The sequence below is a fragment of the Listeria grayi genome, from assembly GCF_900638015.1.
GTDB classification, from domain to species: domain Bacteria; phylum Bacillota; class Bacilli; order Lactobacillales; family Listeriaceae; genus Listeria; species Listeria grayi.
On the sequence record NZ_LR134483.1, the window covers coordinates 464,951 to 487,243 of the forward strand.

24 protein-coding genes are annotated in these 22,293 nt (G+C 40.8%); 17 read left to right on the top strand and 7 right to left on the bottom strand.

The annotated features are described in order from the left end of the window. Positions 1-13 precede the first annotated feature (13 nt). A complete protein-coding gene (locus EL241_RS02210) occupies positions 14-1,147 on the top strand; it encodes an MFS transporter (RefSeq protein WP_036108261.1) in 1,134 nt (377 codons plus the stop codon). A gap of 41 nt (positions 1,148-1,188) precedes the next feature. Here EL241_RS02210 and EL241_RS02215 read toward each other — a convergent pair whose 3' ends face one another. The 3 genes from EL241_RS02215 to EL241_RS02225 form a co-directional block, all read right to left on the bottom strand. Further along, positions 1,189-1,617 carry a YybH family protein gene (locus EL241_RS02215; protein WP_036108258.1) on the bottom strand — a complete coding sequence of 143 codons (429 nt, stop codon included), beginning with the start codon at positions 1,615-1,617 and terminating at the stop codon, positions 1,189-1,191. 92 nt (positions 1,618-1,709) lie between these two features. Then, the gene (locus EL241_RS02220) at positions 1,710-2,654 is read right to left on the bottom strand and encodes a 1-phosphofructokinase family hexose kinase (RefSeq protein WP_126320313.1); all 945 of its coding nucleotides are present in this window, start codon (positions 2,652-2,654) and stop codon (positions 1,710-1,712) included. Continuing rightward, positions 2,655-3,413, bottom strand: coding sequence for a DeoR/GlpR family DNA-binding transcription regulator (locus EL241_RS02225; protein WP_036103169.1), 759 nt, complete (start codon positions 3,411-3,413; stop codon positions 2,655-2,657). Between the two features lie 233 nt (positions 3,414-3,646). Here EL241_RS02225 and EL241_RS02230 point away from each other — a divergent pair, with 233 nt between their 5' ends. From EL241_RS02230 to EL241_RS02250, 5 genes are read left to right on the top strand one after another with little or no spacing between them, the layout of a single operon-like run. Beyond that, the gene (locus EL241_RS02230) at positions 3,647-4,111 is read left to right on the top strand and encodes a PTS sugar transporter subunit IIA (RefSeq protein WP_036103172.1); all 465 of its coding nucleotides are present in this window, start codon (positions 3,647-3,649) and stop codon (positions 4,109-4,111) included. Positions 4,112-4,123: 12 nt separating this feature from the next. Beyond that, on the top strand, positions 4,124-4,429 hold the full coding sequence (locus EL241_RS02235) for a PTS sugar transporter subunit IIB (RefSeq protein ID WP_036103175.1): 306 nt from the start codon (positions 4,124-4,126) through the stop codon (positions 4,427-4,429). Between the two features lie 49 nt (positions 4,430-4,478). Further along, positions 4,479-5,840: a PTS galactitol transporter subunit IIC gene (locus tag EL241_RS02240; protein WP_036103178.1), complete on the top strand. Its 1,362-nt coding sequence runs from the start codon at positions 4,479-4,481 to the stop codon at positions 5,838-5,840. Positions 5,841-5,852: 12 nt separating this feature from the next. Further along, a complete protein-coding gene (locus EL241_RS02245) occupies positions 5,853-6,071 on the top strand; it encodes a hypothetical protein (RefSeq protein WP_036103181.1) in 219 nt (72 codons plus the stop codon). An 18-nt stretch (positions 6,072-6,089) separates the two neighbouring features. Then, positions 6,090-6,845, top strand: coding sequence for a class II aldolase/adducin family protein (locus tag EL241_RS02250; RefSeq protein ID WP_036103183.1), 756 nt, complete (start codon positions 6,090-6,092; stop codon positions 6,843-6,845). Between the two features lie 4 nt (positions 6,846-6,849). On the opposite strand, the gene EL241_RS13875 is transcribed toward EL241_RS02250, so the two are convergent. After that, positions 6,850-7,464, bottom strand: a complete 615-nt coding sequence (locus EL241_RS13875) for a pentapeptide repeat-containing protein (protein WP_077912677.1) — start codon at positions 7,462-7,464, stop codon at positions 6,850-6,852. A 109-nt stretch (positions 7,465-7,573) separates the two neighbouring features. On the opposite strand from EL241_RS13875, the gene EL241_RS02260 reads away from it, so the two are divergent. From EL241_RS02260 to EL241_RS02270, 3 genes are all read left to right on the top strand, one after another. Next, positions 7,574-8,116, top strand: a complete 543-nt coding sequence (locus EL241_RS02260) for a DUF924 family protein (RefSeq protein WP_036103187.1) — start codon at positions 7,574-7,576, stop codon at positions 8,114-8,116. A 106-nt stretch (positions 8,117-8,222) separates the two neighbouring features. Beyond that, entirely contained in the window at positions 8,223-9,173 is a 951-nt protein-coding gene (locus EL241_RS02265; protein WP_003757584.1) for an alpha/beta hydrolase, read from the top strand. 89 nt (positions 9,174-9,262) lie between these two features. Further along, on the top strand, positions 9,263-10,582 hold the full coding sequence (locus EL241_RS02270; RefSeq protein ID WP_232020845.1) for an FAD-dependent oxidoreductase: 1,320 nt from the start codon (positions 9,263-9,265) through the stop codon (positions 10,580-10,582). Here EL241_RS02270 and EL241_RS02275 read toward each other — a convergent pair. After that, positions 10,579-10,944: a cupin domain-containing protein gene (locus EL241_RS02275; RefSeq protein WP_052009038.1), complete on the bottom strand. Its 366-nt coding sequence runs from the start codon at positions 10,942-10,944 to the stop codon at positions 10,579-10,581. The genes EL241_RS02270 and EL241_RS02275 overlap by 4 nt on opposite strands. A 135-nt stretch (positions 10,945-11,079) precedes the next feature. Between EL241_RS02275 and EL241_RS02280 the strand changes: the two genes are divergently transcribed. Continuing rightward, positions 11,080-12,051: a Gfo/Idh/MocA family protein gene (locus EL241_RS02280; protein ID WP_036103192.1), complete on the top strand. Its 972-nt coding sequence runs from the start codon at positions 11,080-11,082 to the stop codon at positions 12,049-12,051. A gap of 43 nt (positions 12,052-12,094) precedes the next feature. Here the strand turns inward: EL241_RS02280 and EL241_RS02285 are convergent, their stop codons facing one another. After that, entirely contained in the window at positions 12,095-12,535 is a 441-nt protein-coding gene (locus EL241_RS02285; protein ID WP_036103195.1) for a hypothetical protein, read from the bottom strand. Between the two features lie 201 nt (positions 12,536-12,736). Between EL241_RS02285 and EL241_RS02290 the strand changes: the two genes are divergently transcribed. From EL241_RS02290 to EL241_RS02305, 4 genes are all read left to right on the top strand, one after another. Continuing rightward, a complete protein-coding gene (locus EL241_RS02290; RefSeq protein ID WP_036103198.1) occupies positions 12,737-13,105 on the top strand; it encodes a GntR family transcriptional regulator in 369 nt (122 codons plus the stop codon). Between the two features lies 1 nt (position 13,106). Further along, on the top strand, positions 13,107-13,991 hold the full coding sequence (locus tag EL241_RS02295) for an ATP-binding cassette domain-containing protein (RefSeq protein WP_036103200.1): 885 nt from the start codon (positions 13,107-13,109) through the stop codon (positions 13,989-13,991). After that, positions 13,988-15,067 carry a hypothetical protein gene (locus EL241_RS02300; protein WP_036103202.1) on the top strand — a complete coding sequence of 360 codons (1,080 nt, stop codon included), beginning with the start codon at positions 13,988-13,990 and terminating at the stop codon, positions 15,065-15,067. Before EL241_RS02295 ends, EL241_RS02300 begins: the two co-directional genes overlap by 4 nt. 173 nt (positions 15,068-15,240) lie before the next feature. After that, positions 15,241-18,438 carry a CDP-glycerol--glycerophosphate glycerophosphotransferase gene (locus tag EL241_RS02305; protein ID WP_036103206.1) on the top strand — a complete coding sequence of 1,066 codons (3,198 nt, stop codon included), beginning with the start codon at positions 15,241-15,243 and terminating at the stop codon, positions 18,436-18,438. 85 nt (positions 18,439-18,523) lie between these two features. Here the strand turns inward: EL241_RS02305 and EL241_RS02310 are convergent, their stop codons facing one another. Then, entirely contained in the window at positions 18,524-19,381 is an 858-nt protein-coding gene (locus tag EL241_RS02310; RefSeq protein WP_036103210.1) for a GRP family sugar transporter, read from the bottom strand. A 157-nt stretch (positions 19,382-19,538) separates the two neighbouring features. On the opposite strand from EL241_RS02310, the gene EL241_RS02315 reads away from it, so the two are divergent. The 3 genes from EL241_RS02315 to EL241_RS02325 are packed head-to-tail and all read left to right on the top strand — an operon-like array spanning position 19,539 to position 22,293. Beyond that, positions 19,539-21,512, top strand: a complete 1,974-nt coding sequence (locus EL241_RS02315) for a BglG family transcription antiterminator (protein ID WP_036103212.1) — start codon at positions 19,539-19,541, stop codon at positions 21,510-21,512. Next, the gene (locus EL241_RS02320) at positions 21,512-21,976 is read left to right on the top strand and encodes a PTS sugar transporter subunit IIA (protein WP_036103215.1); all 465 of its coding nucleotides are present in this window, start codon (positions 21,512-21,514) and stop codon (positions 21,974-21,976) included. The genes EL241_RS02315 and EL241_RS02320 overlap by 1 nt, the downstream gene beginning before the upstream one ends. After that, a complete protein-coding gene (locus EL241_RS02325) occupies positions 21,973-22,293 on the top strand; it encodes a PTS fructose transporter subunit IIB (RefSeq protein ID WP_003757598.1) in 321 nt (106 codons plus the stop codon). Before EL241_RS02320 ends, EL241_RS02325 begins: the two co-directional genes overlap by 4 nt.

The window sequence follows — 22,293 nt, forward strand, 5'->3', positions numbered from 1 at the left end:
AAGAGGTGTTGATATGAAAAGTAAAGTTTTAGTAATAGCTGGATTGCCAATGATCGCAGTCACTTATGGGCTTTCACGGTTTAGTTATGGGTTGTTGCTTCCAGGCATAAATCAAACGTTGCATATGAACCAAGCAACGAGCGGGATTGTTTCGGCTTTATCCTATATAGCGTATTGTCTGGCAATTGTTACGGCGATGGTTGTCGCTAATAAATGGCCGCCGCGAACGATTTTAATGATTGCGGGGATTTCGGCTATTACTGGGCTGGGGTTGATCGCAGGTTCGTTTAATGCGGTTCTATTAGGGACGGGAGTGTTTTTAGCAGGATTGAGTACTGGATTTTCGTCACCGCCGTATGCGGATATCGTTGACAGTCAAATAGAAAAAAGTAAGCAAAATCAAGTGAATTCCTGGATCAATTCGGGGACAAGTATTGGAACTGCTTTGGCAGGATTGACAGCGATTTGGCTAGTAGATAATTGGCGGGGAGCCTATGTATTGTTTATGGGAATCGCTATTTTGGTAACAGCTGTGAATTATAAAGTTACGCCCAAACAGGAGAAGACTAAGCACCAGCTAAGGCTGAAACTATCTAAAAAAGAGCGAGGACATGCTGTCAAATTAGGAATTGCCGCGCTAGTCATCGGTTTTTCCTGTTCTGCCTATTGGCTATTTTCACGTGATTTTATGTTGCACGTCGATACTGTTTCTGTTTATGTGGGAAAATGGTTTTGGGTGATTATTGGGGCAACAGGAATATTGGGAGGAACGGTTGGGATCTTTATCCATAAGTTCGGGATCACGATGGCATACATTATGTCGATCGTTGCGCTTTCAACTGCTTCTTTGTTGTTGAGTATTCCTGCTCTGAATAACTTTCTTGGGCTTCTTTCGCCGATGCTGTTTGGAAGTGCGTATATTTTTATGTCGGGAGTTTTGTTGGTCTGGGGGATCTCGGTGTTTCAAGATAATCCTTCATTTGGTTTGGGGATACCGTTTTTTCTACTTGCCTTTGGACAGGCTATTGGCGCAGCCGTTTCGGGGATAGTGGCAAGCTGGATAGGATACGAAACATTATTTTTTGGTGCTGCATTAGTCGGATATGCGACACTGCTTTTGAAACCAGACACTCGCTCCAAAAAATGATGTTAAAAAGCCCTGTACAAATGCACAGGGCTTTTTAATGCTTACAACACGTATTTTCCGTCCCATTCTCCACCAGCGGGAGTAGAGGAATGCTGATGTATCAGTTTCCATTCGCCATTTTGCTTTTCAAAACAATCTGTTTGTCGAACAAGGAGATTGCTTTTTTCGTTGTCTTTTTTGGTAATCAGATCCCAGCTTTGAATGGTACAAACGATTCCCATTCTTTCCGTGATAAGTACGTCCATTTCTTTAATAGTAACGTCACATGATGCTAGATTGGAGAAAGCTTCATCGAATTCTTTATATGCAGGTGTTACCCCTTTTGATGCAGTAGCACCAATATCGAACCAAATCGCGTCCTCTGCCCAATGTCGAGTGCTTTGTTCCCCACTCATTGATGCGGCCATCTCTCTTACAATGGATTGAAGCACCTCAATATCTTTTTCTAAATGTAATGATTGTTTGTCCATGCTTATACCTCCATAACTCATATTAAAAATATTTACTTTCATAGCGTAACACTTTTAATATGACAACATCCTGTCAGTCTTAATAAAAAAGTTTAAAGTTGTTTGATGCCGATCTGCGGCATTAATTCTTCTACTTCTGGGATAGTGACAAATCCGGTTTCTTCATGCAATGCATTTGACACACCACATGCCATGGCTAAACGCAGCATTTCTTCTAACGGGAGATCATGATCCAATCCGTAAGCGATCCCTCCTACAGTTGCATCGCCGGAACCGGTCGGATTGACAAGGTTGATCGCCGGGACACTTAGATCGTAAATTTTGTCCTGATAATATACGACGGCACCATCTTTTCCGCAAGAGATCATCACGAAAGGCATGTCAAAATGATTTTCACGCAGGGCGGCAGCGACTTCATGTTTGGTCGTCAATGTTTGCCCGATCAATTGGGAAAATTCAAGAATATTTGGCTTAATGAAATAAGGGAGCGGAGTATGATGAAGGGCATGTGTCAAAAAAGGACCGGAAATATCGGCTAGGACACAAACATCTGGAGAAACGATCTGTTCAAGTGAATGAAGGATATTTGTGTAGATCGCATGGTTGTCCGTATTGGCTGAACCCCCAAGGCATATGACGCGAATCGCGGGATTCGCTTGGTAGATTTGGATGGCTTTAGCGATGATCTCGGCTTCTTTTTCTGCGGTCACATAAACACCAGCCTCTACGATCTCCGTGTGGTCATCGTTGTCGTGCATCACGGTGATCGCGTTTCTGGTTTCCCCGTCGATTGGCAAATAATCGCGCTGGAAGGTTTCTTTTTCCAGGATCTTCGCTACTAACTTGCCCGTATCCCCGCCTAAAAATCCAGTAGAAATAACTTCGGAGCCTAATGTAGCACAGGTTCTTGAAGTGTTGATGCCTTTTCCACCGATCGACTTGGTGGGAGCAGCCACTTTATTCAAGGCATTTAATTGTAAAGTATCAGTCAAATAAATGTAATCCAACGAAGGATTCAAGGTTATCGTCAATATCATTTAAAATTCCTCCTTGATGATTTTTGTGTAAGCTGCGTAGTGATCCTCGATCTGTGGCATTAGTTTATCGTCAGTGATCACATAATCGAGATTAGCGAGGTGTTCGAATGTATAAGTGTCGGCTACGTTGAATTTGGAATGATCGGCAACCAATACTTTCGTTAGCGAATTTTCCATAACTTTCTTTTGGATCGAACCTTCTTGCGGCGATGATGTCGTGATATTGTTGTTGAAGATACCATTTGTTGCGATAAAAGCAACGTGGATGTTGAAATTAGCGAAAGATTGTTCCGCTACTTCGCCGATAAATTCCTCGGTCGTTTTGTTGAAATAGCCGCCAGTCAGCATGACTTTATAATCGGTGTGTTCAATCAAATATTGGAAGCAGATCAGACTATTTGTAATCACAAATAGCTTTTCTTTTTTTAATTCTGGTAATGCGTAATAGATCGTAGTACCGGCGCCTAAATAAATGGTGGTATCTTCTTGGATCAAGCTGTTCATGATTTTGCCGATCTGTTTTTTCTCTTCAATATGTTGATCGATTTTTTCCTTCGTCGATAATTCTTTTCCTTTGGATTTTAATTTTTCAACGCCACCGTATACGCGAATCAATTTTTTATATTTGCTGAGTTCATCAATATCGCGGCGGACGGTCATTTCGGAAACGTTTAGTTTTTGTGCTAATTCTTTATTGGTCAAAAAACGATGTTCGTCGAGCAATTCTAATATGTTCAACTGTCTTTCTTTTTTTAACATGAGATCATCCCGCTTTCTTCAAAAATGTTCGATTTTGTTCGACTTGTCTGCTTTATTATATAGCAACAAAATAAAAAAGTAAACGCTTAAAAAATAGATATTGACAAATGCTATAATCACGATTATTATTACATTGTAAAACAAAAACAAACAAAGATGAACATAAAGCGAATTTTTTTGAGGTCATATGTAAACCCTTACAAAAGGAGCTTTAGCAGAAGGGAGGATTCGGAATGGCTTATCAACATATGTTTCGCAAAGATTTGATTGCTTTTCATTGGACAGCGGAAGACGAAACACAGCTTTTCAAGCAGGTAGCAAAAGAATTATTGGCAAAAGGACTTGTGAAAGACAGTTATTTAGCAGGATTAATGGATAGAGAGGCGGCGTTCCCGACAGGACTGATAACGAAGTATTTGAACATTGCCCTACCACATTGCGATACCGTGCATATTGAAACACCTTTTGTATATCTTGTCAGATTGGAAGAGTCGGTGACGGTCAAACAGATGGGTGACAATCAATGTATGGAGGCGCGAGATTTCTTTTTCCTCGGGATCAAAGACCCAGCAGAACAAGTTGGACTGCTGCAAGCACTAATGGATCTATTTATGCAGGAAGAATTTGTAGCACAGTACAAACAGATGGATAATGCGGAGCAAGTATATCAGTTGATCATGGAAAATTTGAATAATTAGGAGGAAACCAAAATGGCGAAAAGATTGATTGTAGCGTGCGGTAGTGGTGTCGCAACAAGTACCACGATTGCTGAAAAAATCAAAAGTAAGTTTGAAACGGATGGGATCGATTACCCAGTAGAAGCAGTCGATTACAAATCGATCATGAATGAATTGCCGTCTGCAAGTATTTATGTCTATATCGCGCAGCCAGATGCAGAAGTGCTTGATAAGGCAAAGGAACTGAACATCCCGGTATTCGGCGGGATCCCTTTTCTTACTGGAATGGGGATGGATCAAATTTATGAAGGAATCGTCGAAGCAACGCAAGGGCGGTAATGCTTTTTAAGGTAAGAAACAATCTAATAGAAAGCTAGGTGAAAAAAGGATGGAAGTATTCAAAACGGTTATCAATTATGTGCTCGGTCTAGGTTCAGCAGTTTTCGTCCCGCTTATCATTTTGATTCTTGGTCTTATTGCGCGAATGCCTTTCAAAAAAGCATTTATGTCAGCGCTTACACTAGGGATCGCTTTTACCGGGATGTCCATGCTGATCGGTTTTATGTCAAATGCAGTAAGCCCGGCTTCAGAGGCACTCGCGAAAAATACCGGCATCAACCTCCCGGCGCTTGATCTAGGATGGACTGGTGCAGCAAGTATTACGTGGGCTTGGTCCTATGCCTTTTTCTTCTTTGCAGTCGTGCTTATCGTGAACTTTGTGATGCTAGTTTTCAATTGGACGAAGACACTTAATGTCGATATGTGGAATGTATGGGGGAAAGCGCTCACTGCATATCTGGTCTTTTTTGTAAGCGGAAGTTTGACAGCAGGCTTTTTGACAGCTACGGTACAAGTTATCTTGGAACTCAAAATGGGGGATATGTTTCAGCGTCATATCCAAGATCTGACGGGGATCCCATTGGTTACCGTCACACACATCATGAACATCTCAGCTGTTTTGCTGATGCCGTTCAACTGGGTATTGGATCAGATTCCGTTCTTTAATAAAAAAGCGGATACGAATGCATTGAAAAAGAAAATCGGTATTTTTTCGGAAAACTCGGTTATGGGATTTATTATTGGTCTGTTGCTTGGTTTTGCAGCAGCATATGGTGTTTCCAAATCACTCAATTTAGCGGTACAGATCGCAACGGCGATGGCACTGTTTCCAATGATCTCCAAGTTATTCATGCAGTCGCTATCTCCGCTTGCAGATGCCATGTCTGAATTTATGAAACGTAAATTCAAAGATCGCGAAGTTTTTATTGGGCTAGATTGGCCTGTTTTAGCAGGTCGTTCGGAAATTTGGGTCACTGCGATCCTGCTTGTGCCCGTTTTTATCGGCTATTCGATCATCCTGCCGGGCAATGTTGTGTTGCCGCTTGCAGGAATCATCAATTATTCGATCGCAGTAGGCGGCTTGCTTTTAACAGGCGGAAATTTGTACCGCATGCTGGTACTCGGTGTGATCTCGATGCCACTTTATGTGTATAGCGCTACTTATTTTACACCGATCTTAACAAGTTTGGCAGATAAAACAGGAGCAGTTGAAGGAATCAAACGCGGACAAGAAATCACTTGGTCATCGATCGAAGGTCCTGAGTTACGGATCCTTTTCGCCGAAGCATTCAATGGTAGAGTACTTGCCATTATCGGAGCTGTATTATTCCTCGGATTATTCGTGGTGCTTTACAAATACATGAATAAATTACCTGTACCAAGCGAGCGTTATAAAGAAGAAACAAAATAAGGAGTGAAGAAAATGAAACGATTTTTTTGGTCTGGCTTGTTACTGCTTGCGATCTTGCTGTTTCTGGTAGCACTCCGTACAGAGCTGCTTTATTTGAATCTAATCGTCATTTTATTAGCGCTTCTGATCTATTCAAAAGGAAGCCCGATATTATTTGAAAAATATTATAAACGAAGAGAACGTCTGCGAAATGAATATGTGGAAAGAATGGCAAAACGAAATAAAATTTGAAAGTGGAGGTCATCAATTATGCCAGTAGGAAGAATGATATTCGAGAGAGAACGTGCGGATCTAGCGGCAATCGTACATTTGATTTTCAGCCGAAAAAATACAAACGTAGCCGGAGGGAATTTTTCCTTTAAAACGACAGATGAATCTGGAAAAGAATATATTATTATGACGCCAACAATGATGTCAGAGGCTTACTTGGGGGAATTGAGTGCAGCACAGATCCTTGTGGTTGAGCCACATACGCGAAAAATCGTGGATGGCGTCGGCAGTTTGACAAGAGAGATCAATATGCATGAAGCCGTGTATGATGCCAATCCAGAAATCAAGGCAGTTTTACATGCACATGCTCCTAATGCGATGTTTTGGGCAACAAGCGGATTAGATCTACCTAATTTGACGGAGGCTACTCAGAAAGTGAAATATGTTCCTGTTCTTCCATTTGAGCCAAACTGTTCAGAAGAGCTGGCGAAATTGGTAAGCGATTATATCCAAACGGATAATGTCGAAGTACCCCACATGCTTTTGCTAAACAGTCACGGTGTGCTCATCAATACGCCCGGAGAAGACGGTATCACCGCGATCCATAAAGCGCTGTCGATCTTGGATACGATGGAATGGAACGCGGATATTGCTTATAAGCAAACGGTCTTTCAAGCACTGGGATTGATCGATGGTTATTATTCCAAGGGTGTGAAAGTTGGCGACATCGAAGCCTTGAAAAATCATGTGCCGATCTGGAATGGCTATGTGGCATTTGATAAAAATGCAGAATAAGGAGTCAGTCTTTGATTTTGACACCAAATAATTGAATCAGATAGCTTGCTTGAGCGGGAGAGATAATCAGCCCGCTCATTTTTTTGCTGTCTATACGCAGTTCAGAAAGGTTGGAGGAGGAAAAATCGACTCCTTTTAGATTTGTGCCGATAAAATCCATTGCACCGAGCTCGGAGTTTTCAAATATAGTCCCTTTTTCGATCGTAACTTCCTGCCAGTAGCTTTCTTGCAGGCGGCAAGCGGTAAAACGATTGTTTTTCGATTTTGCTTCACTAAAATTACTGAAATCAAGGACACAATCGCTAAAGTGATTGTCGACAAGAACAGCTTTATAAAAGCTAGTTCCTAAAAATTTACAGTTTTCCAGCTTATTGCGGTAAAACTTGGCAAGATCAAATTTTTGATTGGAGAAGTCGATACCTCGAAAAGTGCAATCTAAAAACGTATAATCGGAAAAATCATGCTGCTCGAATGTACAACCGATAAAAGTAACATTTTGAACACTTGCATATGTATTGGCATATAAAAAATGGCAATGCTGATAAACAGTTTCTTCAACAAATTCATCTATAGGCAGAGTTTCTTCTGTAATGATGATAATAAAGACCTCCTGATTTATGTGGGATACCTCTCATTATACGGGCTGCGAACGAAAAAAGTCTAGCGTGTGCAAAAACTATTTTGGGGTATAGGAGAAGAGTAACGAATTAGATGAAGGAGTGGACAGCATGGTAACAGTAGCAGAAGTGATGCATTTTTGGTTTCAGGAATTAACACCAGAGCAGCGATTTGCGAAAGACGACAAGCTTGATGAGGAGATTCGGGCACGCTTTGGGGAATTACAAGAACAAGCGGCGAGGGGAGAATGTTTTTCCTGGCGAGAAACGATCGAAGGCCGGTTAGCAGAAATCATTGTGTTGGATCAATTTTCACGAAATATCTATCGAAATGATCCACGCTCTTTCGCAAGCGACGGTATGGCGCTAGTACTTGCGCAAGAGGCGATCCGGACAGGGGAAAATGTCAAGCTTCCTGCAGAGCAACGTGGGTTTCTATACATGCCGCTTATGCATGCTGAATCACTCGTTATTCATGAAGAGGCTGTAAAATATTTTTCTGAACCAGGTCTGGAACAAAATCTGGAGTTTGAACATCGGCACCGGGATATTATCTTACGCTTCGGTAGATACCCGCACCGCAACCAGATCTTAGGCAGGAGATCCACTGCGGACGAGTTGGTTTTCTTGAAAGAACCAGGCAGTTCTTTTTAATTGAAAAGTTTTTGAAGCAAGCTAGTTGCTTTTCATTCGAAAAGTCGTATAATTAAGTTATGCAAAATTAAATTGTGCGCAACTTAAAATAATAGGGGGAATTAACATGTCCAAAAAAGTACGGTTAGAAGAAGCAGCTCAAAAATTCAGTGATGATAATTCAAGTTCACCATTTTTATTTGAACTTGAACCAGCAGAAGGACGAAAATTAGTCGATGAAGTCCAAAGCTCAGAGATCCATAAATATCCGGCGACACTGGAAGACAAGGAAGTCGATCTGGGTGAGCTTGGTAAGATCAATGTTCGTTTTGTAGAACCGGAAGATACGACAGAAAAACTACCCGTTATTTTTTACATTCACGGTGCTGGTTGGGTGTTCGGAAACGCGCATACACATGATAAATTGATTCGTGAACTTGCTTACCGCACTAATTCTGTGGTTGTTTTCCCAGAATATTCCCTTTCACCAGAAGCAAAATATCCTACCGCGATTCATCAAAACTTTGAGGTTTTGAAAAAAGTAAAAGAACTTGGCGAGGAACGCAACTGGGATACAGATAACTTGATCGTAGCAGGAGATAGCGTCGGCGGCAACATGGCTACTGTGATGACGCTCTTGGCTAAACAAAATAATGGTCCGAAATTAAGTGGGCAATTATTGTTCTATCCAGTAACCGATGCTAATTTTGACACAGATTCGTATCAGGAATTTGCCACAGGGTACTTCTTATATAGAGAAGGTATGAAATGGTTCTGGGATCAATATACCACTTCAGAATCAGACCGCGCAGAAATTACCGCCTCACCCCTGCGTGCTTCATTGGATGAATTAAAAGGACTTCCCGAAGCGCTGGTTTTGACTGGCGAAGCGGATGTGCTTCGTGATGAAGGCGAAGCATATGCTGATAAATTAAGAGCAGCCGGCGTACCTGTTACAGCGGCAAGATATGGAGGCATCATCCATGATTTTGTGATGCTGAATGTCTTAGATCAAACAAAAGCAACACGAGCAGCAATGAACCAGGCTGTTAGCTGGGTGAAGGATCTTCGTAAATAAGGTTGGTTGAAAACAGCGAAAAGCCAGTTATCTGTATTAGATAACTGGCTTTTCGCATAGAATGCTTTAGAAAAAGAGTGAGATGCGCTATGATAAAGCTAAATGAGTCGAGAAATGAGGGAAGCAGGATGTATGATATCGTCATTATTGGCGCTGGAGTCAGTGGTGTTTTTACCGCGCTGGGACTTTTAGGAAGCGGAAAAAAAGTGCTCGTCATCGAGAAAGGCAGACCGCTTCCAGAGCGGCTGCAAAGCGATAAGCCAGACGCTGCATTTATGGGTTTCGGCGGACTAGGGATCTCAGAAGGAAAGTATAATTTCACCAACGATTTTGGTGGGGAGTTGGCTGAGAAAATCGGAGAGCAACAAGCGCAAGGATACGCAGCAAAGGTGGAACAGCTGCTGAATGGCTATGGTGCGGAAAAAGTGGAACCGTATATAACTGGTCATGTGGATTGGCAGGAAAGGGCAGAAAAACTAGGATTTTCTGTTTTGACGACGATGACCAAACACTTAGGACGGGAAACTTCGATTGCTGTTTTTGCAGCATTTTTCCAAGCTTTGCAAGCGGAGTTTGATTTCAGCTTTGATACGGAGGTTGCGATGTTGCAAAAAGAAATGAGCTCGTTTTCGTTGACGCTTGCATCGCAGGATGTGATTCAAGCAAAGCAAATCGTTGTGGCTACAGGGCGATCGGGAAATACATGGCTGCAGGAAATAGCTGCAAACTGGGAGTTGGAATTTGCGCCTGCCAGACTAGATCTGGGATTGCGCGTGGAAATGCCGGGTGACCAGTTGGATCAACTGTTGCAAGGAGCAAAGGAAATAAAACTACGATATGGGGAAACTTTTACTTATTGTATGAATAGGCATGGGAATGTGATCCGAAAACGGCAGGAAGGGCTGGTCATGCCAGATGGACAAAATTATCGTGAAGCCGGGGCAAGCACGAATTTAAATTTCACACTGTTTTATCCGAAATATTTCCCTACGGCAACAGCGGCAAATGCGTATTTGCAAAAGGTGGTTGGAGGCATCAATCAAGGCGAAGAACGAATCGTTGCCGGTCGGCTAACAGAATTGGACGACCATTTTCAAGCAAATAACCTAGAAGTGGAGCCTACATTAGAGGCTGATTTCAGTGATTTAACAGCGGAGATACCCGCGGAATATGTAACAGCTACAACAGACTTTCTCAAACAATTGGAAACGCTGCTGGAGCGGCCAATCAATGGGGATACGGTCGTATATGGAATGGACAGCAAGCTTTATACACCTAAACTAGAAACGAATGCTGTGTTTGAAACAACAATCACCGACCTGTATTTGATCGGTGATTGTTCTGGAATAACCAGCTCACTGAGTCAAGCGGCAGCAAGCGGGCTTTATTTAGCAGATCAGTTGCGTTAGATTTTTTCGATATTTTTCACAGTGAACTCGTTAGTGACATCGCCGGTATTCAATAGATCAGTTGGCTCGAGTAGGGCGACCAATACTTCCTTATCCGGATTAGGGCGGTGTTTGACGCCTTTAGGGATAACGATCAATTCGTTTTCTTTGGCATGGACAGGAGATTGACCTTCGATTTCAATCGTCAACTCACCATTGATGACTAGAAATAATTCATCGGAGTCATCATGCTTGTGCCATGTAAAAGGCCCTTCGAATTTTGCCAGTTTTACTGACATATCGTTGATTACGGCGATTTCTTTTGGTTCATAATGATGAGTGACCTGCTTCGCCTTTGCTTGGATACTTACTTTTTCAATCATAGATATATCCCCCCCTCATAAAAGTAGTATGATTATAGCATAAAGTATGTGGTTAGTCAGCGATGTAAATTATTGAAAGCGCATTCTTGGATAGGTATAATAAAATGAAGAATCAAGCGAGGAAGGATGACGAAAATGAAGCAAAAACTTAATTGGGCAATCGTCGGACCAGGCGGGATCGCTCACCAATTTACCAAAGCTCTGCAGGCGGAAGCATGCAATATCTATGCAGTTGGCGCACGGAATAAAGAAAAGGGCGAGGCTTTTGCAGCGGAATTCGGGATCAAGCAGGTGTATACAGATTTTGATGCGTTGATGGCCGATGAAAAGATCGATGTCGTTTATATCGCTACCCCGCATTCGGATCATTACGGCTATATCAAAAAGGCGCTTCAGCATGGGAAACATGTCTTTTCCGAAAAAGCGATCACTGTGAGCACGGCTGAACTGGAAGAGGTGCAGAAATTGGCTGAGGAAAAAGAGCTTGTATTAGCGGAAGCCATGACGATCTTTCATATGCCGCTTTATGAGGAACTGCAGTCACGAATCACTTCCGGCAAACTTGGGAAATTGAAAATGATCCAAGTCACATTTGGAGCAAACCAGCCCAATGATCCCAATAATCGTTTTTTCAGCATGGATCTAGCGGGCGGCGCATTACTGGATATCGGTACTTATGCGCTGACATTTGCACGCGTTTTTCTGAATTCGCAACCGACGGAGATCGCTACGAGTGTGAAAAAATACGAAACTGGCGTGGACGAACAGTCTGGGGTAGTTTTGCAAAACGAAGCTGGCGAAATGGCCGTAGTGACAATGACATTCCGTGCGAGCATGCCACAACAGGGAATAGTCGCCTATGAGCATGGTTATATTACGATCAATCATTTCTCACGGGCAGATAAAGCGCTGATCACGTATCAGGACGGAACGGAAGAAGAAATCACGGCTGGCAATCGAGCCGATGCGATGCGCTATGAAGTTCGCGGTATGGAAAATTTTATTGCGTCAGGAACCAATCCGACTGCTTCTCTGACAGAAGATGTGGTAGCACTTATGACGACGATCCGAGAGCAATGGGGCATTGTTTTCCCATTTGAGAAATAAAGAAAACACCAGCTGCGGCAATTTAGCAGAGCTGGTGTTTTTTTTATTGTTTAGAGGTATGACCAGCGGCAATGATCGGCGTCAAAATATCATTTAACTGCTTTAGTGCAGTGATATAATTGGCAATTTCCTGATCGGAAAGCTCCAGATCATGTCGCTGATTGATTTGAATCAGAAAGCATTCCATCGCTTCTTCAAAGGCATAGCGAAGTTCCAGCGTTTGTCCATAAGTGATCCCATTTTCAAATTGAGCAGCGCCAAGCTCGAAATACGCTTTTTCGTCGATCCGTTGGGTGGCGATCGCTCTTAAACCGGAACCGATCGTCTCGACAGTCTGCTGGCGAAAGTCCGTAAGAATCTCCTTCTGATCGGTCACTTCAGTTGGTAAGATCTGATGGATATAATTTTCAAACCAATAATCGGTAAACTGAAGAATATATTTGGAAATCGAACGAATAATGCGTTCGGATAATAGTGGCTGCATAGGATGATGCTCCTTTGAACGATTTACTTTTAGTATAGCAGATAAGTTGACGATACAGGGATTCATTTTTGCACGATTATCAAGAAATCGGAAAGTTGCTCACAGTAGGCTGGCTAAATATTTTATGAGTTGACTTTTTGATGGCTCGAGTGTACTATTTGAAGTAGTTCACTTAATACAAAAAACAAAGCAGGTGAATACATGTTTGAATTAGATAATAAAAGTCGATTGCCAATCTATGAACAGATCGTCAATGAAATGCAGGCGCAAGTAGTGAAAGGCATACTGGAACCCGGTGATAGAGTACCTTCGATCCGTGAGCTAGCAGCGCTACTCGGTATCAATCCAAATACAGTTAGTAAAGCATACCAAGAGCTAGAACGGCTGGAAATTTTAAGCACTGTCAAAGGACGGGGCACATTTATTACAGAACAGACAGGCAAAATGCTTTCAGAAAAGACGCTGCTTGATGCAAAAAAACGCTTGAAGGAAGCAGTTATTCATTTAAAAGCATTGGGCATCAGTGAAATAGAGATCAATAACTGGGTCAAAGAAGCAGAGGAGGAGTAGCATGGAGATTAAAAACATAAGTAAAACGATCAATGGGAAGCTATTATTGGATAACATCTCACTAACTATTAATCCAGGTGAAATAGTTGGTTTGGTTGGGCGCAATGGCGTAGGAAAAACCACACTGTTTCGAACTGTAATGGGATATTATACCCCGGATAGCGGAACCGTGGAGATCGACAATCAACCATTATTGGCAAATCCACGACTTAAAGCAAAAATCTTCATGTTGCAAGATCAGCTTCATGCTTGGGATGGCTACAAGGTGAAAACGATCAAGAAATTTTATCAAAAAACATACCCTAATTTTAATGGGGCAAAATTTGATGTCTTGCTAAGACAAGTGAAATTGAATCCGCAGCATAAATTAGGAACTTACTCCAAAGGAATGAGTGGACTTTTCGGATTGATATTAGCACTTTCGATCGGAGCAGAATATCTTTTACTCGACGAACCAATGGAAGGACTGGATATTATCGCTCAAAAGAAAATCATGCAGATCCTGCTGGAAGAAGTCGATAAAAATCAGCTAGGCATCATTATCTCGTCTCACCGACTGCAAGAACTGGAACCGATCGCGGATTATATCCACATCCTCAAAGACAATAGTATTGCGAAGACCTATCATTTGGAAAGCATGCGGGAACAAGCGGTCAAATTGCAAATCGCTTTTAAAGAGAAAAAGCTACCTGCACTATTATTGGAACACGGCACCGTAATCCAGCAATTCGGCCGCGTCTATACCTTGCTGATTCCAGAACTGACTCCGGAACTCCGTACACAGTTCCAAGCACTAGACCCTATTTTTATGGATGAATTGGCGGTCACACTGGAAGACCTGTTCCTTTACCATTTGGGCGACGAAGAGGAGGTATATGCGAGATGAGCGGTTTGATATGGAAAGAATGGCGGCAGTCCGGCTGGATCGTGATCGCGACATTAGTATTATTTGGTGCGATGATATGGTTGAATAGTACAGGATTAGTTACTCAATATAAAGATGACAAGCAGTATTATCAATCTGCTGAGTTCATAAAAGATAATCAGGCAGACAAAGAATCCCATATGAGTCCCAAAGAGATTGAAGAAAGTTTACATGTCAATATAGATTCTTTCGCAACTTGGTCGATATTTTTTAGCTTTATATTCTTATTTATTGGATTGAAAGTTACTGTGTTTGAAAAAAATAAACATATGGACTACTTTACGTTTGGAATCCCGTTTAGCAAAACCAGGATATTTCTCGTAAAGCATTTGACCATACTGGTTCCTTTGATCCTTGGTGTGATCTTATTTATGGGACTCGGATTAATAAATATATATAGTCAAATCCCAAGTCAATATTTACCAAACTTCGGCAGCCTGATTATTCGATTATTTTGGGTGACGGCTTTCTATCTATTTGTTTGGGAAATTGGAATTGTTGTAGGCGTGGTGGTTGGCGAAATAATTACTGCATGTATCGTTGCAGTTGGCTTTTTTATTAGTGCAACGGTGTTCTTCGCTATGGGTCTTAATAATATTATTTTAAACATCCGTTCTTTTGCGACGGGGAAAAATTTTGAAGAGAGTGGTTTCTTTTGGCAGAAATGGACTTATGAAGAAGCTAATTCCGATAAATTTTACTTATTAATGGCATTATTGCTGTTTGTGATCGCATTGCTATTATTTGTTGGTGGCTTTTTGTTGTTTAAGCGGATCTCGCTTGAAAATAATGGGAAATTCCTGATGTTTCCACGTCTTCGCCCATGGGTGATCGGCGTCGCGATGATTTATGTCCCGATCGCATTGGGTAGCCTTTATGCGGACGTTTCATACAATGCAGCTGGCGATCCAACGATAACAACCTTAGGCGATCTAATCAAAATAGCGATTTGGTTCGTAGTGATTGCTACTACTGTAGGTGTGATTTTTTGGCTTTTAATGTATAAATGGAACGTGATCAGAAAAACAAGAAAATGAGTGGTAAAAAAAGAAGCACTTTAAATGCTTCTTTTTTTACGTGGAATTTTTAATATAAAGCTAGTTATTTTTGCTTTATATGGTAAAATATTTAATGAAATGCTTCGCTTATATAGTTTGAACCGCTATGATAATAGATTTAAGGAATAATCATGTACAGAAAGGCGAAAAAAATGAATTTACTAAAAGTTGAACAATTGAAAAATGAAATAACGATAGAGTTTGATAGCTCCATTACGACGATTACTTGTTTGTATCTACGGAATGAATTTGATGAGATCAAATTTGAGCCTCTAGAAGATACGAATAAGTTTATTTTGGATTTAAGGCAAGCACTGCAAGTTTTCAAAAAGTATGAACAGGATAAGATCTATCTTATTCTTGAACAAAACAATGGTATTCTTTTAAATCAAATGAAAATCAATGTGAAGAAATTCGAAACAATCATGACTGATTTAACTGATGTAAAAGACGAAGAAACAGCGATCTATCCATGGATCACCGTTAATGGCTTTTTCCAATTTTTTATCGGGGATGAATTGCCGGCGACTAATTATATTGCAAGAAGACATATTGATAAAATGAAAATCAATGAGGAACAGGTACGTATGACTGGGAAATTTAGTTTGCGGAATGTCAATTTAGATGTATCTTCGCTGGTAATCACTTCCCGTCTGGCAAACAATGCCAAAATCATCCCACTGAATGCCACCTTTTTTTCTAAAAGCAAAAAAACAAATACAAAAGTATACGCTTTTGACATTGACATTATTGAAAGTCTCCGTGACTTTATGACAAATGACTTTGATCCTGAAGATGTTATCGATATTTTTATTCAGGCAAAGACAGTAGAACTTAGAGAGCCGGTTCGAGTTAAATTAGGGAATCCGCGCGTCATTGTAGAAAGATTCTTGCGAGGCGAAGTTTCCAAAAAAATAGAAAATCAAGTGAAGTCGGTTACGCCGTATTTTACGCTCAAAGGAAGAAATCTATCATTTAAAATAAATGCATATACAACGGAAAGTTATGAAGCGTATTTAAAAAGTATGAAACGTTCTTCTAACTTATTTGTGAGGAATAAAAAGAAAATCTGGGTCGTGGGTGAAAAATATTATAAAGCGCAAGACAATGGACTACACTTCTTTAAATATATGCGTACACACCATCCAGAGGAAAAAGTCTATTATGTCATTGATCGGAATTCGAGTGAATTGAAAAATGTAGCACCTTTTGGAAATATTATTTACTATCAATCTCCAGAGCATTTTGATATCATGCTAAAGGCAGATTTTATCTGCTCCACACACCATCCAGAACAAATCTATCCAATCGATAGTTATCGCTACACAAAGAAAATCAAAGCCAAAAAAGTCTTTTTACAACATGGTGTATTAGGATTGAAGAATTTATCGCAAATTTACGGCAAACAACTGAAAGACTTTAATATTGATCTTTTCATTACGAGTTCTGAACGCGAAAAACAAATCGTAGAACGGGATTTAGGCTATGACAACTATCAAATAAAGGTTACAGGTCTGCCGCGATTCGATAATTTATTTACAGAAAAGCGGGAAACAAAAGACCAGATCCTTATTATTCCGACTTGGCGAGATTGGCTTTCCAATATTGAATTATTACAGGCTTCTGAATACTTGGAACGCTATACAGAGTTACTTGCACATCCGAAAATAAAAGCATTAGCTGAAGCTGGGACGACGATCGTATTTTGCTTGCATCCCAACATGCAGCCGTTTATCCAATATTTTGATGTCCCCGCTCATATCAAAGTAATCAAACAAGGTGAAGAAAACGTACAGGATCTCATCAAAGAAAGCAAATTGATGATAACCGATTATTCAAGTGTGGCTTTTGACTTTAGTTTCATGCATAAACCGGTCATCTATTATCAATTTGACCGTGATCGTTTTATTGGTAAATATCCGTCCCATCTGGATATTGAGAAAGAGTTGCCAGGTAGGATCGTAAGCGATGAAGTTAGTTTGATCGATGCTTTGACTGCTTTTGAATCGAATGATTTTGAAATGGGTAAAGAACTGATGATTAAAGCTGATAAGTTCAATCAATATCAAGATCAAAGCAACTCTAAGCGGATTTTCGAAGCAGCACTTGCTTTTAAAAAGAAAAACCGCATCAAAGATATGGTTCAATATGATGTGCTTGCACAACGTGTTTTCTTACGTTTTAGAAAAAGTAAGTATTATTTCAAAGCCATGCAACTATATAATAAATGGCTTGTTACGTTTGGACGTTTGGACGATAAGTTGATCGTTTTTGAAAGCAATGTGGGAAAAGCCGTTGCAGACAGCCCTAAAGTCATCTATGAGGTTTTGAAAAATAAACAAGCAGGATATAAGATTGTGTGGGTGAATAATAATATTTATCCCTTCGATGATCCAAATGTTATTTCAGTCGATCGATTAAGTCCTAGTTACTACAAATACTTGTCGAAAGCAAAATATTGGGTGAATAATCAAAACTTCCCTTACTATATACGCAAGAAACGTAAAACGGAATATATCCAAACATGGCATGGCACACCATTGAAAAAGATGTTGAACGACGTAGATACTTTCGAAGGAAAAGATGATGGATATAAAGATCGGGTAAATATTGCGACGCGCAAATGGGATTACTTGATTTCACCAAGCCCATATGCAACGCAATGCTTCCAGTCTGCATTCCAGTACAAAAAAGAAATCTTAGAAGTTGGCTATCCTAGAAACGATATCTTTTACAATATTTCGGTAGAAGAGTTGCATAATAAAGAAGCATTGATCAAACAGAAACTTTCCTTACCGGCAGATAAGAAAGTCATCTTGTATGCGCCAACTTTTAGAGATGATGAAGTCAACCAAGCCAATAAACATCTCATAAACTTGAAGATGGATCTATTTAAAATGAAAGAGGCTTTTGGCAACGAATATGTGCTGCTTCTTCGGCCGCATATTATTATTAGCAATGCTCTGGTCTTGGATTCGAGTTTAGATAGTTTCGTGAAAAATGTGGCTTCCTATGACGATATCAGTGATCTGTATCTGATCAGTGATATCTGTATCACAGATTATTCATCTGTAATGTTCGATTTTGCCAATACGAAACGACCACTGCTGTTTTTCACATATGATTTTGAGCATTATAAAAATAATCTTCGCGGCTTTTATATGGATTTTGAAGAAGAAGCCCCAGGACCGCTGCTTTTTAATAATCAGCAATTAATCAGCGCGATTCAAAACATAGAAGCAATCGAAACAGAATATCAAGATAAATATGCTGCTTTTTATAATAAGTATTGTGCTTTTGAAAATGGTCACGCTGCAGAACAAGTGGTAGAGAAAGTGATCGGGAAATAATCAAAAGAGGCTTTAGCGCCAAAGCTAAAGCCTCTTTTATTACTATTCAACCATAGTTCTTGTTTGAAAAGTCGTGGAAAAGCGATCATTTCATCATTCCCAACAATACCACACTAGCCATGATCAATAAGATACCTGTCAAGATAAAACTCCATTCTATCGGGGCTTTCTTCTCTTTGAAAATCCAAATCCCAAACAATGTCGCGATGATCACGCAGGCTTGGGAGATTGAAAAGCTAGTTGCGACGCCGAGAGTGATCGTTGCTAGGAACATCCCGATGTTGGCGATCGACCAAGATAAGCCAGTCAGAAGATTAAAACGGACATTTTTATAAATTGGACGCTTGGCTTTAAAATAGTTTACTGCAAATGCAAAGATAAGCATGCCAACTGATTGTGGTAAAATAATGGAAAAACCAGTGATGTGAAAGGCTTGGTTAGTAACAACGTAGAAAGATAAAAACAAAGACGATAAAAGGATCGTTTGATAAACTTGCCAAGGTACTGCTTCTTTTACAGTTTGGTTTTGTTTTTTAAAGCCAGTCATGATCACCCCAATGATAAGCAAACAAGTAGCCAAAATACCAACGCCCACTTGTCCCGCGGTCTTCCACTCATGGAAAAAAAGTACGGCGATCAAAGTAGCAAATAATAATTGGGAACCATTGGAAATCGGCATGGCGGTAGAAACGCTCGAGAGCCGGATGCCACGAAATTGCAAAAGTTGGCCAATCCCCCAAAAGATTCCGGAACATAAGCTGATGACAAAGGATGTCACCGTAAATGCAGGTAAAACAATGAGTGTCGCCACGACCGCAAAAAGAAAGGCACTGATCGACGTTCCCAGTAGCTGTTCTTCCGGTGTGCTTTTACGCAGATTTGCCAAGATCGGCATAAATCCCCAGCCTAGAACTGGAAGCAGTGCAAACATAAATCCAGACATAATACGCTTCCTTCCTATATTAATTTCTCTATCAATCTACCATTAGTAGCAAGTGCGGAACAATAACCGAAAATGACCAGATATAATGTGGTCGTTTTGGGAGTTTTCCGGACCTTTTATTCAAGATAGAATACAGTTACAGAAAGGAATTCAAAAAATGAAAGCGGTAACCAAAATGTTGAGTCCACGTGAAAAACGAATGATCCAATTCATTGTCAAAAATGGCTACACGACTGTCAAACGTATTGCTGCCGAAATGGCCGTTTCCGAAAAAACCGTTTCGCGATCGCTGCAAGTCATCGATAGTTTTTTAACAGCAAGTCAGCTAGTCCTCGTTCGAAAACCTAAGATCGGGATCTATATCGAAGGCGATAAGCAAACGATCCGCGACATGTTGAAGAATATTGATCAACCAGTAAGTTCTCTGCCGCAGACGAAGGAGGAACGAGTAGTTTATATTTTTATCAAACTATTGAAAACGACAGATTTTATTACGATCCAAATGCTGGCAGACGAATTGTTTATCAGTCGCGGAACAATCGAAAAAGATATGGCAGAAGTAACGAACATGCTGGAAAAAGAAGGAGTAACGCTCTATAAGAAGCCCAGTAAGGGAATGAAATTGCGGTTGACCGAACAGGAAAGACGTAGTTTGACCTCGAAATTGATCAATCACTTCTGGGGAGATAACTGGTACTTGAAACAGGAAAACGGCAAGGTAAGACAGGCGTTTGAGCAGATCGAAGTCAATTTGACAGGGATTTTTCCGACCGATGGGCTGAAAGAGATCATTGATGTCGTCCATACTTTCAGCAGGGAAAAGAACTTTGCTTTTACGGATTATGCGTTTGAATCATTAGTTATCCATTTGGCGATCGCACTGGAAAGGATCAAGAGTGCCGATTATATCGAAGCGTTACAAGTTTCCCCGGTGAAAAATCTAGTGATGACGCAAAAAGAAAACACCCGCTATTTGGTTGAGTTGTTGGAAGCGCGATTTGAACTGGAGATCCCCGCGTTTGAAGCGGATTATATCCAGATCCATTTATCCGCTGCCTATAATCAGTGGAATGATGAGCTGATCCAACCCTCTAGCTTGCCGGAAAATGATGACTTTAAACAGTTTGTCGAAAGTACATTGACAGGCACTGCTTATGACTTTGAGCTGATCGAGGGATTGGCAACGCATTTGAAGTCGGCGCTTAACCGCTTGAAACTAGGCATGAATTTCACGAATCCTTTTCTAAGTAAAATCAAACAGAATTTCCCGTTGGCGTTTGAACAAGCACTTCGAGTAAAAGTTCCGTTTGAAAAGAAATTCCATGTACACATCAATGAAGATGAAAGTGCTTATATCGCACTCCACTTCGAAGCATTTTATGAACGGACCAAATCGCAGCCGGAAGGACTAAATGTGGCGTTAGTTTGTAGCACTGGCTTAGGATCATCGCAGTTATTAGCTGCCAGAATCAAAAAGTATTTCAAAAATTTAACAGTGACGGCGATATTCTCTGTTCAAAAAATCATGGAAGAGCCAAATATCGAAGCGGATCTGATCATTAGTACGATCTATTTAGATCTACACAGCGCGATTCCAGTCATTGTCGTTAGTCCGATGATGACAGAAAGCGATTTAGCTAATGTGACCAAACAATTGCAGATCATGAAGCCACAAGTGCGAAAACAAAAAAATTCATTTTTGAAGCAGCTGATCCACGAGGAGCTTTTATTTCCACAATTGGAATTGACAACACTTGAAGAGGTACTAGCTTTTATTGCTGAGCAACTGGTGCAGAGTGGTTATGCCGAACCGGGCGTTTTACAGAGTGCGATTCAGCGAGAACAACTGTCCTATACGTCCTTCCACGGACTTGCGACACCACATGCCGATCCGGCTTTGATCAAACAATCAGCGATCATAGTAGCGACATTGGTGCATCCGATCCAATGGGGCGAAGAGCAAGTAGATAAAGTATTTTTCTTAGCACTGGATGACAATCACAATTTGAGCTTAGATAAACTCTACGAAGAATTTTATGAACGAATCGATAACAAAAGATGGTTAGAACAAGTAACGGATGCGAGAACGATAGCAGCGTTAAATGAATGTTTAGTAAAGGATGAGATGTAATGAAAGTAACAGATATTTTATCAGCAAATGCGATGCAATTTGATTTGCAGGCGGCGACAAAAGCGGAAGTGATCCAAGCATTGACCAAACGATTGGTAAGCTGCGGGAACGTAACAGATGGCGCCCAGTTTTTAGAAGCAGTGAATCAGCGGGAAGAACATGCGACAACGGGAATTGGGTTTGGTGTAGCGATTCCGCATGGCAAAAGTACAGTAGTCACGGAATCTACGATCGGCTTTGCAAAACTTGCGCAGCCGGTAGAATGGCAATCACTGGATGACAAGCCTGTCGAGATCGTTTTTCTACTGGCGATCGCGGAACACGACAAATCGGATGGCCATTTGAAGATCCTTGCTGAAATAGCAACCAAATTAATGGACGATCAAGTCGTGCTTGATCTAAAAGCGGCAGAAAGTCCGGAACAAGTAATCCAATCATTTACTGAAGGAGTGTATGAACAATGAAAAGAAAAATTATCGCAGTGACAGCATGCGCTACTGGTGTAGCACACACGTATATGGCAGCACAAGCATTGAAAAAAGGTGCACAAAAAATGGGCCATTTGATCAAAGTAGAAACACAAGGAGCAACAGGGATCGAAGGAACACTAACAGAAAAAGACGTACAGATCGGTGAAGTCGTTATTTTCGCAGTAGATACCAAAGTTCGCGATCGTGAGCGTTTTGAAGGGAAAACGATCTTGGAAGTTCCAGTAAGTGCGCCAATCAAAAACGCTGAGCAAGTGATTCAAGATGCCTTAGCAAAAATCGATGAAAAATAG